The organism is Ruegeria sp. YTSC003 (genome assembly GCF_059609785.1).
In genome coordinates this window covers 49743-65969 of record NZ_JBXWMK010000008.1, presented here as the reverse complement: position 1 = coordinate 65969, position 16227 = coordinate 49743, and the positions used below count along the sequence as shown (strand labels likewise).

The following is a 16227-nucleotide window of genomic DNA, read 5'->3' as shown; positions in this document are numbered from 1 at the left end:
CATGACAAGGGCACATGACAGCGTATTTCCGTTCACCGCCCTGCTGACTAGAGGCAGCGAAGCCACCCACGACGTGAATGTCGGTGGCGACGTCCGCGCGGGCATGGCACGGAAAGGCCACGGCCTAGTCATGCGCTACACCGATGACAAACTTGCCTCAGAAAGGCATATAGGCGCCCTGAAGGATGCTTTCGATGATCATCTTGAGACGGTGGAATTTGACGGCAACGACCACTCATTGCTGACGCTGGATTTCCATGAACCGGCCTACCAGCGTGTTCAGGTCTACTTTCGCGCGCGCTTTGCCCGGGCTGAATAACATACAACCCTTCCCCTTCCCTTACGCATTCGCTATTGCAGGCGCTGACCCGAATTTGTTGACGCAGGACGCATCCTATGGCGATGGAAAAGACATTCAACGCGGCCGAGGCCGAGGCCCGCATTTATGAGGCCTGGGAACAGGCCGGGGCCTTCAAGGCAGGCGCGAACAGATCGCGCGACGAAAGCTTTACCATCATGATCCCGCCGCCCAACGTAACGGGCGCATTGCATGTGGGCCACGCGTTCAACAACACCTTGCAGGATATCCTGACCCGCTGGCACCGGATGCGCGGCTTCGACACGCTTTGGCAGCCCGGTCAGGACCATGCCGGTATCGCCACCCAGATGCAGGTGGAAAAGATGCTGGCCGCCACCCAACAGCCCAGCCGAAACGAGCTGGGACGTGAGGCGTTTCTTGACAAGGTTTGGGAATGGAAGGGCGAATACGGCGGCACGATCATCGAGCAGCTGAAACGTCTCGGCTCATCCTGCGACTGGTCGCGAAACGCCTTTACCATGGCGGGCGCACCGCGTGATCCGCGGACCGGGCACGAGAACTCGGCCAACTTCCACGATGCCGTCATCAAGGTCTTCGTCGATATGTACGAAAAGGGCCTGATCTATCGCGGCAAGCGGCTGGTCAACTGGGATCCGCATTTTGAGACCGCGATCTCGGACCTTGAGGTCGAGAATATTGAGACGCCCGGTCATATGTGGCACTTCAAGTACCCTCTGGCTGGTGGTGAGACCTATACCTACGTCGAAAAGGACGAGGATGGGAACGTCATCCTCGAAGAGGAGCGCGATTACATCTCGATCGCCACGACCCGCCCTGAAACCATGCTGGGCGACGGCGCGGTGGCCGTTCATCCGTCGGATGAACGGTATGCGCCAATCGTTGGGAAACTCTGCGAAATCCCGGTTGGTCCGAAAGAGCATCGCCGCCAGATTCCGATCATCACCGATGACTACCCCGATCCCGATTTCGGCTCGGGCGCGGTGAAGATCACTGGCGCGCATGACTTTAACGACAACATGGTCGCCAAGCGCGGCGGCATTCCGATGTACCGCCTGATGGACACCAAAGGTGCGATGCGGGCAGATGGCGCGCCTTACGCCGAAGAGGCGGACAAGGCGCAGGAATACGCACGTGGTCGCGCGTTCACCGAGAACGAGATCGACGCGATTAACCTCGTTCCCGACCATCTGCGGGGTCTCGACCGGTTCGAGGCGCGCGCGAAAGTGGTCGAAGAGATCAACGCCGACGGTCTGGCTGTGATGACCCGTGCGGATGACCCGGTTCTGGGCACCAAGCTGGGCGAAGATGACGACCCGTCTGCACTGGTGCCGCTGGTCGAGAGCAAGCCGATTATGCAGCCCTTCGGCGACCGCTCGAAAGTTGTGATCGAGCCAATGTTCACCGATCAGTGGTTCGTGGATGCCGAAAAGATCGTCGGCCCCGCGCTGGATGCGGTTAAGGACGGCACGGTCAAGATCATCCCTGAGTCGGGCGAGAAGACCTATTACCACTGGCTGGAAAACATCGAGCCCTGGTGCATCTCGCGCCAGTTGTGGTGGGGGCACCAGATACCGGTTTGGTATGGTCTCGACCTGTCCGCAGAAGACTTCATCGATGACGAAGATGATGGTGACCTGGATCTGGTTGAACTGGGCCGGTTGCTGAATGAAGGTGGCATGCTGCACCGTGGCAATGTCATGGAATGCGCAACCAGCTTGGATGCAGTCACCGAGAAATTCCTGGACGACAACGCCAACATTCCCAGCCCGCTGAGCCACGCATCTGTTGTTGAAGTTTCAGACAAACACGAGGCGATCCATCGGTTTGCTGAAAGTCTCGCTCAGTATGCGGTCGAACAAGACCCAACCAATCTGATCTATCCGGTCTGGCGCGACCCCGACGTCCTCGACACCTGGTTCTCCTCCGGCCTCTGGCCGATCGGCACGCTGGGATGGCCCGAACAGACCGAAGAGATGGAGCGCTATTTCCCGACTGATGTGCTCATCACCGGCGCAGATATCCTGTTCTTCTGGGTCGCCCGGATGATGATGATGCAACTGGCCGTGGTAAACGAGATACCGTTCCATACCGTCTACCTGCACCAGCTCGTTCGCGACGAGAAGGGCAAGAAGATGTCCAAGACCACCGGCAACGTCATCGACCCGCTTGAGATCGTGGACGAATTCGGCGCCGACGCGCTACGGTTCACCAACGCCTCGATGGCAGCAATTGGCGGTGTGCTGAAGCTGTCCCGTGAACGCATCACCGGCTATCGCAATTTTGGCACCAAGCTGTGGAATGCTGTCCGCTTTGCCGAGATGAACGAGGTCTTCACCGACGCCGTTCCTCAACTGAACGTGGCTGACCTGAAGCCCAAAGCTGCGGTGAACCGCTGGATCATCGGCGAAACCGCACGTGTGCGGGAAGAGGTCGACGCGGCGCTGGAAAGCTATCGCTTCAACGACGCGGCCAACGGGCTTTATGCCTTTGTCTGGGGTAAGGTTTGCGACTGGTACGTGGAGCTGTCCAAGCCACTGCTGCAAGGGGACGATGCCGAGGCTCAGGCCGAAACCCGCGCCACGATGCGTTGGGTTCTGGACCAATGCATGGTCCTGCTGCACCCGATCATGCCGTTCATCACCGAAGAGCTGTGGGGCTTGACCGGCGACCGCGCCAAAATGGCCGTCCACGCCGATTGGCCAACCTATTCTGCGGTCGACCTGATCGACGCGGATGCGGATCGCGAGATGAACTGGGTGATCTCGGTGATCGAAAACACCCGCTCGGCCCGTGCACAGATGCGGGTTCCAGCCGGCCTCTATGTGCCGATGCTGGTGACCGAGATCGACGCCAATGGCCAAGCCGCGTGGGACCGCAACGAGGCGCTGATTAAACGTCTGGCGCGGATCGACAGCCTGACCAAAGCGGATGAGCTGCCTAAAGGTACGATCTCGATTGCCGCCCCCGGCGCATCTTTCGGCCTACCATTGGCGGATATCATCGACATTGGCGCGGAAAAGGAACGGCTGGAGAAAGCCAAGGGCAAACTGGCCAAGGAACTGGGCGGTCTGCGCGGGCGTCTGAACAACCCGAAATTCGTGGCCTCGGCCCCGGAAGAGGTTGTCGCGGAAGCCAAAGCCAACCTTGCCGCCCGCGAAGAGGAAGAGGCGAAACTGGACGAGGCGCTGGCCCGTCTGGCCGAGATCGCCTGATTTTCCTCTTTTTGTAGGTTCTCGAATTCCCCAAACCCGCCGTTTGCTCGGCGGGTTTTTGTTATGCGGTGACGCATTTCAACTTGTTTTCATCCGCTTCCAATTGTTAGCAAGTTCTGCAGACAGCTCCGAGGACTTCATGGCGCGCCCTTTCCCTCCTGTGCAGACAATTTCGACCGGGCTTGTGGTGGCGGTCGTAGGGTTTTTCAGCTCTTTCCCGATTGTGCTGCAGGGCCTTGTTTCAATGGGTGCTTCAGAAGCTGAGGCTGCATCCGGTTTGATGATGGCAGCAGTTGCAATGGGTGTGACGGCGATCGTGGTCAGCCTTTGGTACCGGCAGCCGATCAGCGTGGCATGGTCAACACCCGGTGCCGCCCTTCTGGCGGTTTCGGCGACCCCATTGGTCGGGTTTTCTGATTCGGTTGGTGCATTTCTTTGCGCCGGAGCCCTGACGGTTGTTGCCGGAATGTGGCGTCCACTTGGACGGCTTGCGGCCGCTATCCCGACAACACTTGCGCAGGCCATGCTGGGCGGGGTTTTGCTGCCCTTGTGCATCATTCCCTTCAAGGCGGCAGTTGAGCTGCCCTGGCAAGCGCTGCCGGTCATTCTGACGTGGTTTATCGCCGGGCGGATCAATCGGTTGATCGCAGTTCCTGCCGCAGTGGTTACCGCGGCAATCGTCGTTGTATTGAACGCCGTTGACGGTTCGGTCCAGCCCGAACATCTGGTCGCCGCCCCTGTCTGGACCATTCCAACATTCTCGGTCGCATCGGCGATCGGGATCAGCATCCCGCTGTTCATCGTCACCATGGCTACGCAAAACATACCCGGCATCGCCGTCATGCGCAGCTTTGGGTATGCGCCAATTGCTGGCAAGTTGTTCTCAGCCGTCGGAGGAGCCAGTATTCTGTCTGCCCCCTTTGGCGCTCCGGCCACGTGCCTTGCCGCGATTACCGCTGCGATGTGTTCAAACGAAGACAGCTACCCGGACCCGAACCAGCGTTACTGGTCAGCGGTTATGGCAGGCCTATTTTACTGCGTCTTTGGCGTCTTTGCCGTGGCGATCACCGGGTTCGCGGCCCACGCCGACCCATTGCTCATGGGCACTCTGACCGGCATTGCCCTGATCGGTGTGATGGCAAATGCGACCTTTGCTGCATTAGAAGTTCCCGCCGAACGCGAAGCGGCGATTCTGACATTCGCCATAACCGCATCAGGAATCACCGTCTTCGGCCTGGGCGCTGCAGTCTGGGGTTTGGCCGCAGGTGGTATCGCCTATCTGGTTACCAACCGATCCAGATGACAGCTTTCCCCCGCTGTGCTGGTCGAGTAGTATGAACCTATGTTTGGATCGCTCGGAAAACTGGTCGAACGCCAGATCAAAAAGGCGCGAGCCGAAGGTCAGTTAGAGGGGCTGGAGGGCGAAGGCCAGCCGCTGCCTGACCGTTCGTCCGAGGCACAGACCGATCCGGCCGTCGCCGCCGGTCATCGGATCATGGCGCAAGCAGGCGTTCTTCCCGAAGAGTTCAGCATCAAGAAAGAGTTGGATGCCGCGCGCAAAACCTATGCGTCGCAGTCCGACGCTGACGAGCGTAAGGTGACTATGGCTAAGATCGCCGAGCTTGAGATGAGATACAATATGGCCCGCGATGCACGACGGGCTTTTATGCGTTAATTGCCGGGCGTAAATGCCTTGCTTGACACGGAAATCGAGTTTCCCGACGGATCCTTGGCATTCGCGAAACTGTAGCCGTCCGCCGTGTGGATCGAACCAAATTTCAGCCCGTGCTGCGCGGCTTGTCTGCAAAACCCAGCAACGTCCACGACATCAAAAACAATTTTGACCGCTGCTTACCCCTGCCGGGCGGCCTTGCTGGCCGGATGCAACAACAAGCGCAAGCCGTTTTCGTCCGGCACAAGCTCTACAATCCGGTCCCCTTCGAGTTGGCGGGCAGCATAACCAAAATGCGTCTCATAGAAATGCACCATCTTGTCGATATCCTTGGCGTACAGGATTAACCGTGTGACAGATGGCCAAATCATTTGAACTCTGGCTTGCGACCTTGCAAATTCGCCGCAATGACCTCAATCTGGTCGGGTTTGCCGATCAGCTCGGCCTGCTCTGACGACTCTTCCAGCAGCACCTCTGTGCGGGGTTTGGCTTCCGCAACCTCGATCAGGCGCTTGGCCGCGCGGATGGCCGAAGGACTTTGGCCCGCGATGTCCTCAGCCAAGGCCAATGCCTCGGTCAGCGGGTCATCCGACAGCTTGGTAACCAGCCCCCAATCCGCTGCCTGCGCGGCACCGATGGGGCGGGCCGAATAGGTCAACAGGCGTAAGACGTCCGACCGGACCAGCTTGGGCAACAGAACCATCCCGCCCATGTCGGGGATCAGGCCCCATTTCATCTCCATCACGGCAAGTTTTGAATCGGGGTGTGCAATACGAATGTCTGCGCCCAACGCAAGTTGCAAACCGCCGCCATAAGCAACACCCTGAATGGCACAAATGACGGGAACGGGCACGCGTTGCCAAACCAGGGCAACTTCCTGCACCTCATTGGCGTCCTTGTGGCTGCGGGTCATCAACCATTCGGTCGGGTCCGTTTGCGCCATGCTCGCAAAGCTGGCCATGTCCAGACCCGCGCAAAAGCTTTTGCCTTCACCCGATAGCACCACCGCGCGCGCATCCGAGGCTGCCACCTCCTGCCCCGCAGAAATGATGGCCTTTATCATCGCATCATCCAGCGCATTCATCTTTTCGCCGCGCGTCAAAGTTACGTGCGCGATGTGATCTTTGTATTCAACGGATACGCGTGACATCTCAGGCCTCTCAATTCCGGTTTGGGGTACCATGCCCGGAAGGTCCGGACAGTTCCACCTCAACGTTAGGGCAGATTTGCCGCAGGCATGCGCCCGAACCAGGGCGAATCCAGTGTCATGACATAAAAATATTCCCCGGCTATCTTGCCACCCGTGGTAATGCCCAGCCGACCGCCGGGGTCTTGCAAGGTCTGCAAGATGTTCCCGTCGCCGTCAAACTGCACCATCATCCCGCGATGGATCGGCGCAGGCCGCACCGTCGGCCCCAGTCGCCAGATCACCTTGCGCAGGAATGGGTACGGCATCAGTGCCTCGCTCGCCACGCGCGGGCTGGCAAAGGCCATCCAATACGTACCATCGCCCTGTGCCTCGATGTTGTCGGGATAGCCAGGGAGATTGTCCATCAGGACCTCTTGCTGCCCGGCCTTTGGGCCTGTCAGCCAAAGCTTGTGCACCCGGGCGCGCCCGGTTTCGGCGATCAGCAGAAAATCCTCACCCGGCGACAACGCGACGCCGTTCGTATAGACAAAGCCTTCGGCCAGTTTCTCGGTCGTGCCATCGGGCGCGTGGCGGGCAACGTAACCTGTGTCCGATTGCTCCCAGATGGTCAGTACCGAAGTCGGTTTGGTCCCGCCCATCGTTTCGGGATCGAACCGATCGGACGAGTTTGAGAAATAGATCGTCCCGTTCTTCGCCACGTCCAATTGATTTGCATAGATCACCGGCGCGCCGTTTATCTCGGACACCACTGGCTGCAGCGTACCGGGGCCGGTCCATCGCATGATGCCGCGGAAGCTGTCGGCTATGTAAAGCACCCCATCCGGACCGACCGTCAGGCCCAAGGGACGACCACCGAGGTCGTCAACTTTCACCGGGGCTTCACCGTCTATTCGGTACAGCGCCCCAGATAAACTGGTCGTGTACACGGACCCGTCAGGCAGGATCGCAATATCCTCGGGGCCTATCTCACCGTCAGGCAACGAGATCAGCTCCAGCTGGTCCAACGCATTGTTCTCCGCAAAGTCACCAGTGAAACCCGGTGCTTCGGGTGGGGTCCATGCCACCGGTTGAACCGGGACCGGCCAGAAAACCAGATAGGCGAGGCCGACAATCAACAAGCCCAAAACAATGCGCATGCGCGCTCCTCCCTTTAATCGTTACGCGAACAATGCGGAGCAGCATCCTGCAACGCAAGCTTGCCTGTCGTATGACCTTACGTTTATCTGCCCCCATGACAGAGCCACGCTATACCCCGCTTGCCCAATCCCTGCCTGCAACCGTGCCGTTTGTTGGCCCCGAAACGCAGGAACGCCAGCGCGGCGCGCCTTTTGTGGCGCGGCTAGGCGCAAATGAAAGCGTGTTTGGACCTTCACCGCGCGCCATAGCGGCAATGGCAGAAACGGGGATCTGGATGTATGGCGATCCGGAAAACCACGATCTGCGCGTGGCATTGGCGGATCACCATGGAGTCGGGTCGGAAAACATCGTGGTTGGCGAAGGCATTGACGGACTGTTGTGTTACCTGGTGCGGCTACTGGTCGGATCCGGAGACGCGGTTGTCACCTCAGATGGGGCATACCCGACCTTCAACTACCATGTGGCAGGGTTCGGCGGAACGCTCCACAAAGTGCCGTATCGCGACGACCACGAGGACCCGGCGGCGCTGTTTGCCAAGGCACGTGAAGTGGATGCCACGCTGGTGTATCTGGCCAATCCTGACAACCCGATGGGTAGCTGGCATTCCGGAGCGGATGTCGTGGCGGCGCTAGACGATCTGCCCGACGGGTGCTTGCTTGTATTGGACGAGGCCTATGTGGAATGTGCGCCTGAAGGCACCGCCGCCCCTGTGGCAGCAGACGATCCGCGGGTGATCCGGATGCGAACTTTTTCCAAGGTGTACGGCATGGCGGGCGCGCGGGTTGGCTATGCCATCGGCGCACCCGGCCTGATTTCAGCCTTCAATAAGGTGCGCAACCATTTCGGAATGAACCGAGCCGCGCAGGCCGGTGCGCTGGCCGCACTGAATGATGCCGAGTGGCTAAATCATGTTCAGACCAAGATTACCGAAGCGCGTGACCGGATTGGCCATATTGCACGAGAGAGTGGGTTAGCTCCCTTGCCCTCGGCCACCAACTTCGTTGCCATTGATTGCGGGAAGGATGGAGCCTTTGCCAAGGCGGTTCTGGACTCATTGGTCACGCAGGGCATTTTCGTGCGAATGCCCTTTGCCGCGCCGCAAAATCGCTGCATCCGCGTCAGCTGTGGCGAGGCAGCCGATCTGGATGCCTTTGCCACAGCATTGCCAAAAGCGCTTGCCGAGGCGCGGCGTTAGGCCGTCGACGCAAGCACCGCAGCTGCAGCTTCTAACGCGCCTTTGCCGCGAGGGATATCCAGCGCGGCCATCGCTGTTTCCACACCGCCCAACGTAGCCATAACCATCTGGCCGTTGACGTGACCCATATGGCCAAGGCGGAAGCATCCGTCCCAGTCGTCCATCCCCAGACCAATACCAAGGGTCAACCCCAGTTGGTTTTCAGTGAACTTGCGCAACGGCGTGCCGCGCCCCTCGGTCAGTCGCAAGGCGGTGACTGCGTGGCTGCGATGTAGACGATCAGCGACATTCAGATGCAGTGCGCCACCTTGCGCCCAAATTTCACACGCTTCCCAGATCGCCTTAGCTAGGCGTTCGTGACGCGCCCAAACCTGCTCCATCCCCTCGGCATGGATCATGTCCAGCGCCGAACGCAAACCGTAGAGGTGATGGGTTGGCGCGGTGCCGTTGAAATACTGATAGAACAGCTCGGGGTTGGATCGTGGCTGCCAGTCCCAATACTGCGAAACACGTGGCATAGCGGCCCGTTTGGCCTGTGCTTTGTCATTGAAAAACACGAATCCGGTGCCAGCGGGTGTCATCAGCCCCTTCTGACAGGCCGTAACTGTGACGTCGACGCCCCAGGCATCCATTTCGAACCGGTCACACCCCAGCGAGGCAATGCAATCCGCCATCAAAAGCGCCGGGTGGTCCAGATCGTCCAACAAGGCGCGTAGTGCTGGAATGTCGTTCCGGATTGAGCTTGACGTGTCCACATGAACGGCCAGTACCGCCTTGATCATGTGGGCTTTGTCGTCACGCAATGCCTCGGCAATACGGTCAAAATCCCACGCCGAGGACGAGCCGAAGTCGATCAATTGAACCTTGGCGCCGATACCCTCGGCCATCTCGGCCCAGCCATGGGTAAATCGGCCAGATGCGGGGGCTAGAACCGTTTCACCGGGTGCGATGACGTTGGACAGCGCGGCTTCCCACGTTCCGTGGCCGTTAGAGATATAGATAGCAACATTATGCTCGGTCCGCGCCACGCGACACAGATCGCGGGTCAGCGACGGCATCATCTCGATCAGCTCGCCTTCGTAGATATTCGGTGACGGGCGGTGCATGGCTTGCAACACCGCGTCTGGAATGACCGAAGGTCCTGGAATCGCCAGATATTCGCGCCCTTGCGCCAGGGAAATGGAGTTTGTCATGGGATCAACCTGTATGAATTGACGCCCACCCTAGCGCAGCTTTAAGCGGCGTCAATCCATCAGCTCGGAGGCCGCGCGCGCAAGGTTTTCGATACCGGCCCAATCCCCATCAATGACCATCTTTTTCGGCGCAACCCAGCTTCCGCCCGCGCAGACCACATTGGACAAGGACAGGTAATCCTTTGCATTTTCGGGGGACACACCACCGGTCGGGCAAAACTTGATTTGCGGCAACGGTGCGCCGATCGCCTTCAACGCCGGTGCACCACCCGATGCTTCGGCCGGGAAGAACTTGAGCATGTCATAGCCCTTTTCCAACAGACACATCGCCTCACTGGCTGTGGCGGCGCCGGGCAACAAGGGCAGGCCTTCGGCCTCGCAAGCCGCGATCAGAATGTCGGTGGCACCGGGCGAGACCCCGAATTGCGCGCCTGCCTCTTTCGCGGCGCGCACATCTTCGGGCGTCACCAAAGTTCCTGCGCCGACGACGCCGCCCGGCACATCCGCCATCGCGCGGATCGCGTCCAGCGCGGCGGGTGTACGCAGAGTAACCTCAAGCGCGGGGAGGCCACCTGCGACAAGCGCCTCTGCCAATGGTCGCGCCTGAGCCGCATCATCGACGACAAGGACAGGAACAATGGGCGCAAGTGCGCAGATTTCACGCGTGCGTTGGGTTTTGGACATGGGTCAAACTCCGAAAATACTGGCGCCGGTGTCTGCTGATCCGACATTTTGGCGGAAGGTAGCGAACAGGTCACGCCCCACGCCGTGTTGGTTGGCCGACAGATCAGCAGTGGCAGGCGCACGGTCCAGAACCCCGGGGGTGACAATCTCCAACTCACCCTTCACCGCATCGACGCGCAAGATGTCGCCATCCTGCAGGTAAGCGATCGGCCCACCATCGAGCGCCTCGGGGCAGACATGGATCGCCGCAGGGACTTTTCCGGACGCGCCGGACATACGACCATCGGTTACAAGCGCCACCTTTTGCCCACGGCCCTGCAAGATCGACAGGATCGGCGTCAGCGAGTGTAGCTCGGGCATGCCATTTGCTTTGGGTCCCTGGAACCGGACAACAACGATGACGTCGCCTGTGAACTCTCCAGCCTTGAACGCGGCTTTCGCCTCATCCTGATCATGGAACATGCGTACAGGTGCTTCGACAACCTGATGTTCCGGGGCGACGGCCGAAACCTTCATCACGCCGGTGCCCAAATTGCCAGTCAGGCGCGACAACCCACCAGTGGGTTGGAACGGGTCTTTCGCCGGGCGGACGATTTTTTCGTTCAGGCTGTGGCCAGCTCCGTCTTCCCAAACCAGCTCACCGTTCTTCAGCTTCGGTTCTTTGGTATAATTCTGCAGCCCCTGCCCCGCGACGGTTAGAGTGTCGGGGTGCAGCAGCCCGTCTTCCAGTAGCGTTCCAATGCAGTACCCAAGACCACCCGCTGCGTGGAAGTGGTTCACATCTGCCAGACCGTTCGGATAAACCCGCGCAACCAAAGGCACCACGGCGGAAATGTCAGAAAAATCCTGCCAATCCAACACGATACCACCTGCGCGCGCCATTGCGATCAGATGGATCAGCAGGTTGGTCGACCCACCCGTGGCCATCAGACCCACGATGCCGTTCACAAACGCCCGCTCATCCAAAACCTGATAGACTGGTGTATAGTGGTTGCCCAGCGCACTCAGCGACAGGGCGCGGCGCGCGCCTTCTTCGGTCAGTGCGTCCCGCAGAGGCGTGTTGGGATTCACAAAGCTGGAGCCCGGCAGGTGCAGGCCCATGAATTCCATCAGCATCTGATTGGTGTTCGCGGTGCCATAAAAAGTACAAGTGCCCGGTCCGTGATACGCGGCCATTTCAGCGGCCATGAGTTCGTCGCGGCCGATCTCTCCTGCGGCAAATTTCTGGCGAATCTTGGCTTTTTCATCGTTGGGCAGACCGCTGGTCATCGGTCCTGCTGGCAGGAAAACAGCGGGCAGATGTCCGAACGCCTGTGCACCAATGACCAGACCGGGCACGATTTTATCACAGACGCCCAGGAAAACGGCCGCGTCGTAGGTGTTGTGGCTCAGCGCCACTCCGGTCGCCAGGGCAATCACGTCGCGGGAAAACAGAGACAACTCCATCCCCGCCTCGCCTTGGGTGACCCCGTCACACATGGCTGGCACGCCACCCGCAACTTGTGCGGTGCCACCTGCGGCTCGGATCGCATCGCGGATCAGGCCGGGATAACGCTCGAACGGCTGGTGGGCGGAAAGCATGTCGTTATAGGCGGTGACGATGCCCAGATTACCGGCCGTATCAGTGGCCATAGCTTGCTGATCCTTACCCGCACCGGCATAGGCGTGGGCTTGGCCGCTGCAAGACAAATGCGCGCGCGCCGGTCCCTTAGACCGGGCATGTTCCATACGTTCAATATGCGGGCCGCGCAGTTCGGCGCTGCGGTCGATGATGCGTTGAGTGACGTCGGTGATGACTGAATGTACCATGATTACCCTCCGATCTGACGCCAGCGGCGCCCATCGCGATGCATCAGCATCAGCGCTTCTTCTGGGCCGGAACTGCCCTGATCATATTTCGCAGGGCGATCTCCACGCTCTTCCCAACTGTGAATAATGGGATCAACCCAGGCCCAGGCGGCCTCTGCCTCGTCCCCGCGCATGAACAGTGTTTGGTCGCCACGAATGACATCCATGATCAGTCGTTCATAAGCGTCCGGCGACTGGGCCTCATCACCCAGTGCATCGGCAAAGCTCATGTCCAGCGCCACGTCGGACAAGCGGAAGCCGCCTTGCCCCGGTTCTTTGATCGTGGTGCGCAGTGTGATGCCCTCGTCCGGTTGCAGGCGGATCACCAGCACATTGCCGTGCAGCGGGCCGACATTGGGAAAGATCGTATGCGGCGGATCCCGGAAAAACACCGCGATTTCGGATTCGCGGGCACGCAGGCGTTTTCCGGTTCGCAGATAGAATGGTACGCCCGCCCAGCGCCAGTTGCCGATATGGGCCTTAAGAGCGATGTAGCTTTCGGTGCGGCTTGCGGGGTTACCAACATGATCCAAGTAACCGTCGCCGCCCTTGCTCGAACGATATTGACCGCGTGCGATGTCAGACGGCGCAACAGGCTCCAGCGCCTCGATCACCTTGACCTTCTCGTCCCGCACGGCGTTGGGCGAAAATTTGGACGGAGGTTCCATCGCAGTCAGACACAGAAGCTGAACAAGGTGGTTCTGCACCATATCCCGCATCGCACCGGACTGATCGTAATAGGCCCCGCGCCCTTCGACGCCAACAGTCTCGGCCACGGTAATTTGAACGTGATCGACATGTGTCGCGTTCCAGAGAGGTTCGAACAGGGAATTTGCAAAGCGCAGCGCCATCAGGTTCTGCACCGTTTCCTTTCCCAAATAGTGGTCGATCCGATATATCTGGTGCTCTTCAAAGCAGGCTCGCAGCCCGGAGTTCAGCGCCCGGGCTGACGCGAGGTCGTGGCCAAAGGGTTTTTCGACCACGATACGGCTGTCAGGGGTCGCCAAACCATGATCGCTCAGCCGTTTTGCGATGCCCGAGAAAAGGCTGGGACCAACTGACAGGTAGAAGGCGCGTACCACGTCAGGACGCAAGGTGTTGGCAAGATCTTTCCAGCCAGAATTTCCCATTGCGTCAACGGGAACATATTCAACATGGCTTAGAAACTGATCCAGAACGTCCTTTTTGAATGCAGGCGCAAATTCTTTCATCGAGGCGCGTATTTGGTCCCGGAACCCGTCGCTGTCCATGTCGGACCGCGCTGTGCCGATAATCTTTGCGTCTTCGGGCATCTGACCGACTTCGAACCGATGATAGAGCCCGGGTAAGATCTTGCGCTGCGCCAGATCACCGGTCGCGCCGAATAGCACCAGATCGAACGGGTCTACCGGGATTACGCGTGAAACCATCTATGGGCTCCTTCAAATCTGCTGGCATCACTTAGGCGCAGTTATCACTGGTCCTTGTGATGCAAGCATTGTTACCGCTAACATTCAGGCACTGAATAGGGAAGCACAACTGGAAAATCAACCCTGATTCCGCAACCACTCCATTACCGAGGATCGAACCGATTGGTCTCCGCGATGACGGGCGTCGGCAATGATCTTACGCAGTGACTGCAGGTCGGCACGCAACAACACGCTTTTGACCGGGCCAATCGACGCCGGGCGCATTGACAAGGTCCGAATACCCATGGCTGCCAGACACAGTGCCTCAACCGGTCGCCCGGCATCCTCGCCACAGAAAGACAACGGCGTGTTCGAGATATTGCAGCGCTCGACAATCCGTTCGATGAAGGTCAGGAAGCTGACGTTCAGCGTGTCATAACGTCGGCGCACCAGCTCGTTTTCGCGGTCAGCGGCAAAAAAGAACTGTTTCAGGTCGTTGCCCCCGATCGAGACGAAATCCACCTCGTCAAAGAACTTCTGCGGGGCAAAGGCGAGAGATGGCGTTTCCAGCATTGCGCCAACTTCGATCGATTCTGGCAGCACATGACCAAGACGCTTTTCGCGTTCGATGGTCTTGTTCACTTCCCAACGTGCTTCGCGGTATTCTTCGGCCTGCGCCACAAACGGGAACATGATTGTTAAAGGCCGCCCATTGGCTGCGCGCATCAGGGCCTGCAGCTGCATCCGCATCACGCCGCGTTTGTCCAGACCAACGCGAATAGCGCGCCAGCCCAAAGCCGGGTTCGGCTCTTCGACGTGCTTCATATAGGGAAGCACTTTATCCGACCCGATATCCAGTGTGCGGAACACAACGCGCATGTCGCCAGCAGCATCCATTACGCGTTGATACTGTGTCACAAGCTCGGACCGCTTGGGCATCTGATTGCGGATCAGGAACTGAAGCTCGGTGCGGAACAGGCCCACACCCTCGGCCCCGGAATTTCCCAGCGACGGCAGATCGGCCATCAGGCCCGCGTTCATAACCAGATTGATCCGCTCACCATCGCGCGTCACTGTCGGAGTATCGCGGATCGAGGCATAGCGTTCCTGCGCTTTGGCCTGCATGGCGATTTTATCGCGAAACGCGGAGACAACCGTATCTTCCGGGCGCAGTTGGACCATGCCCTGATCGCCATCGACCAGAATATGATCTCCGTTCAATGCCTCGGTTGTGATGTGCCCAACGTGAACCACCAGTGGAATTGCCAGGGCACGGGCCACAATCGTTGCGTGGCTACCGACTGAGCCTTCTTCAAGAACGATCCCTTTCAACGAGCGGCCATATTCCAACAGATCCCCAGGTCCGATGTTTCGGGCAACCAGGATCGGATCGGGTGGCAGGTCGGCCCCGTTGGTACCCCCCTGCCCGGTCAAGATGCGCAGCAGCCGGTTGCTGAGATCATCCAGATCTGCCAGCCGTTCACGCAGATAGGGGTCGGTGACCTGCCCCATCCGGGCGCGGGCTTGCGATTGTTCTTTCTCAACCGCCGCTTCGGCGCTAAGGCCCAGGGCAATGTCCTCTTCCATGCGGCGCATCCAGCCCTTGGAATTGGCAAACATCCGGTATGCTTCCAGTACCTGCAATTGCTCCTTGTCACCGCCCTGCGAAATCTCAAGCATCTTGTCGACGCCCACGCGCAGTTCATCCACGGCCTCGTTCAGACGTTCGCGTTCGCGGTGGGGATCGTCGGCAATCGGGTTGGTGACGACAACACGGGGTTCATGCAACCAGACATGCCCTTCGGCAGCTCCTTCCTGTGCCGGGCCTCCTTCAAATTGCACTGATTGCTGGTGCCGAGGTGAAAGGGCAGCGCCCTCGCCTACAAAGGCGCCAAGCTCGGTCATTTCGGCCAAGACCATGGCGACCACTTCCAGCGCGTAGACCTCGTCAGCGGAATACAAACGCGCGTCACGAGATTGAACGACCAATACGCCCAGCTTTTCACCCAAACGCTGGATCGGCACCCCAATAAAAGACGAGAATCTTTCCTCACCAGTTTCCGGCATATACCGAAACCCTTTGGTCGAAGGCGCGTCGGCGGTGTTCACGACCTTGCCGGATTGCGCGACATGACCCACGAGGCCTTCACCCAACCGCATACGCGTTTTGTGAACCGCCTCTGGCGACAACCCTTCGGTCGCGCAAAGCTCAAGTGTATCGGCATCCCGGAACAGATAGATCGAGCACACCTCGGCCCGGATACTATCCGCGATCAGATGCGTGATCCGGTCAAGACGTTCCTGACCGGCGGCTTCGCTCGCCATCTCTTCGCGCAGCCGCCCCAGCAGCTTGCGGGATTCTGTTTCGGTGCCTTCCGCCATATCCCACCCAAATTACGGAATCAGGC

13 protein-coding genes are annotated in these 16227 nt (G+C 59.2%); 5 read left to right on the top strand and 8 right to left on the bottom strand.

Translation table 11 applies throughout. The features are described from left to right. Position 1 precedes the first annotated feature (1 nt). The 4 genes from AC2FFH_RS15460 to AC2FFH_RS15445 all read left to right on the top strand — a co-directional run bounded on the left by AC2FFH_RS15460 (position 2) and on the right by AC2FFH_RS15445 (position 5227). Complete coding sequence (locus AC2FFH_RS15460) at positions 2-319, top strand: hypothetical protein (protein WP_496768188.1); 318 nt, start codon at positions 2-4, stop codon at positions 317-319. A gap of 77 nt (positions 320-396) precedes the next feature. Further along, a complete protein-coding gene (locus AC2FFH_RS15455) occupies positions 397-3552 on the top strand; it encodes a valine--tRNA ligase (RefSeq protein WP_496768186.1) in 3156 nt (1051 codons plus the stop codon). Between the two features lie 139 nt (positions 3553-3691). Continuing rightward, positions 3692-4855 (top strand): benzoate/H(+) symporter BenE family transporter, encoded by a 1164-nt coding sequence (locus tag AC2FFH_RS15450; RefSeq protein WP_496768183.1) that lies wholly within the window; start codon positions 3692-3694, stop codon positions 4853-4855. Positions 4856-4894: 39 nt separating this feature from the next. Next, a complete protein-coding gene (locus AC2FFH_RS15445) occupies positions 4895-5227 on the top strand; it encodes a DnaJ family domain-containing protein (RefSeq protein ID WP_496726024.1) in 333 nt (110 codons plus the stop codon). 176 nt (positions 5228-5403) lie between these two features. Here the strand turns inward: AC2FFH_RS15445 and AC2FFH_RS15440 are convergent, their stop codons facing one another. From AC2FFH_RS15440 to AC2FFH_RS15430, 3 genes are all read right to left on the bottom strand, one after another. Beyond that, positions 5404-5595, bottom strand: a complete 192-nt coding sequence (locus AC2FFH_RS15440; protein WP_496844730.1) for a hypothetical protein — start codon at positions 5593-5595, stop codon at positions 5404-5406. Next, positions 5592-6374 carry a crotonase/enoyl-CoA hydratase family protein gene (locus AC2FFH_RS15435; protein WP_496844729.1) on the bottom strand — a complete coding sequence of 261 codons (783 nt, stop codon included), beginning with the start codon at positions 6372-6374 and terminating at the stop codon, positions 5592-5594. The genes AC2FFH_RS15440 and AC2FFH_RS15435 overlap by 4 nt, the downstream gene beginning before the upstream one ends. 65 nt (positions 6375-6439) lie before the next feature. Further along, a complete protein-coding gene (locus AC2FFH_RS15430) occupies positions 6440-7510 on the bottom strand; it encodes an SMP-30/gluconolactonase/LRE family protein (RefSeq protein WP_496844728.1) in 1071 nt (356 codons plus the stop codon). Positions 7511-7605: 95 nt separating this feature from the next. Between AC2FFH_RS15430 and AC2FFH_RS15425 the strand changes: the two genes are divergently transcribed. Beyond that, complete coding sequence (locus tag AC2FFH_RS15425) at positions 7606-8706, top strand: pyridoxal phosphate-dependent aminotransferase (RefSeq protein ID WP_496844727.1); 1101 nt, start codon at positions 7606-7608, stop codon at positions 8704-8706. Here the strand turns inward: AC2FFH_RS15425 and AC2FFH_RS15420 are convergent. The 5 genes from AC2FFH_RS15420 to ptsP all read right to left on the bottom strand — a co-directional run bounded on the left by AC2FFH_RS15420 (position 8703) and on the right by ptsP (position 16201). Further along, positions 8703-9899 (bottom strand): pyridoxal-phosphate-dependent aminotransferase family protein, encoded by a 1197-nt coding sequence (locus tag AC2FFH_RS15420; RefSeq protein WP_496844726.1) that lies wholly within the window; start codon positions 9897-9899, stop codon positions 8703-8705. The two genes, AC2FFH_RS15425 and AC2FFH_RS15420, sit on opposite strands and share 4 nt — an antisense overlap. A gap of 51 nt (positions 9900-9950) precedes the next feature. Then, positions 9951-10583, bottom strand: coding sequence for a bifunctional 4-hydroxy-2-oxoglutarate aldolase/2-dehydro-3-deoxy-phosphogluconate aldolase (locus AC2FFH_RS15415; protein ID WP_496844725.1), 633 nt, complete (start codon positions 10581-10583; stop codon positions 9951-9953). Positions 10584-10586: 3 nt separating this feature from the next. Further along, positions 10587-12392, bottom strand: coding sequence for a phosphogluconate dehydratase (gene edd, locus AC2FFH_RS15410; RefSeq protein ID WP_496844724.1), 1806 nt, complete (start codon positions 12390-12392; stop codon positions 10587-10589). Positions 12393-12394: 2 nt separating this feature from the next. Beyond that, the gene (gene zwf / locus AC2FFH_RS15405) at positions 12395-13840 is read right to left on the bottom strand and encodes a glucose-6-phosphate dehydrogenase (protein WP_496844723.1); all 1446 of its coding nucleotides are present in this window, start codon (positions 13838-13840) and stop codon (positions 12395-12397) included. Between the two features lie 117 nt (positions 13841-13957). After that, positions 13958-16201, bottom strand: coding sequence for a phosphoenolpyruvate--protein phosphotransferase (gene ptsP, locus AC2FFH_RS15400; protein ID WP_109313424.1), 2244 nt, complete (start codon positions 16199-16201; stop codon positions 13958-13960). Positions 16202-16227 lie beyond the last annotated feature (26 nt).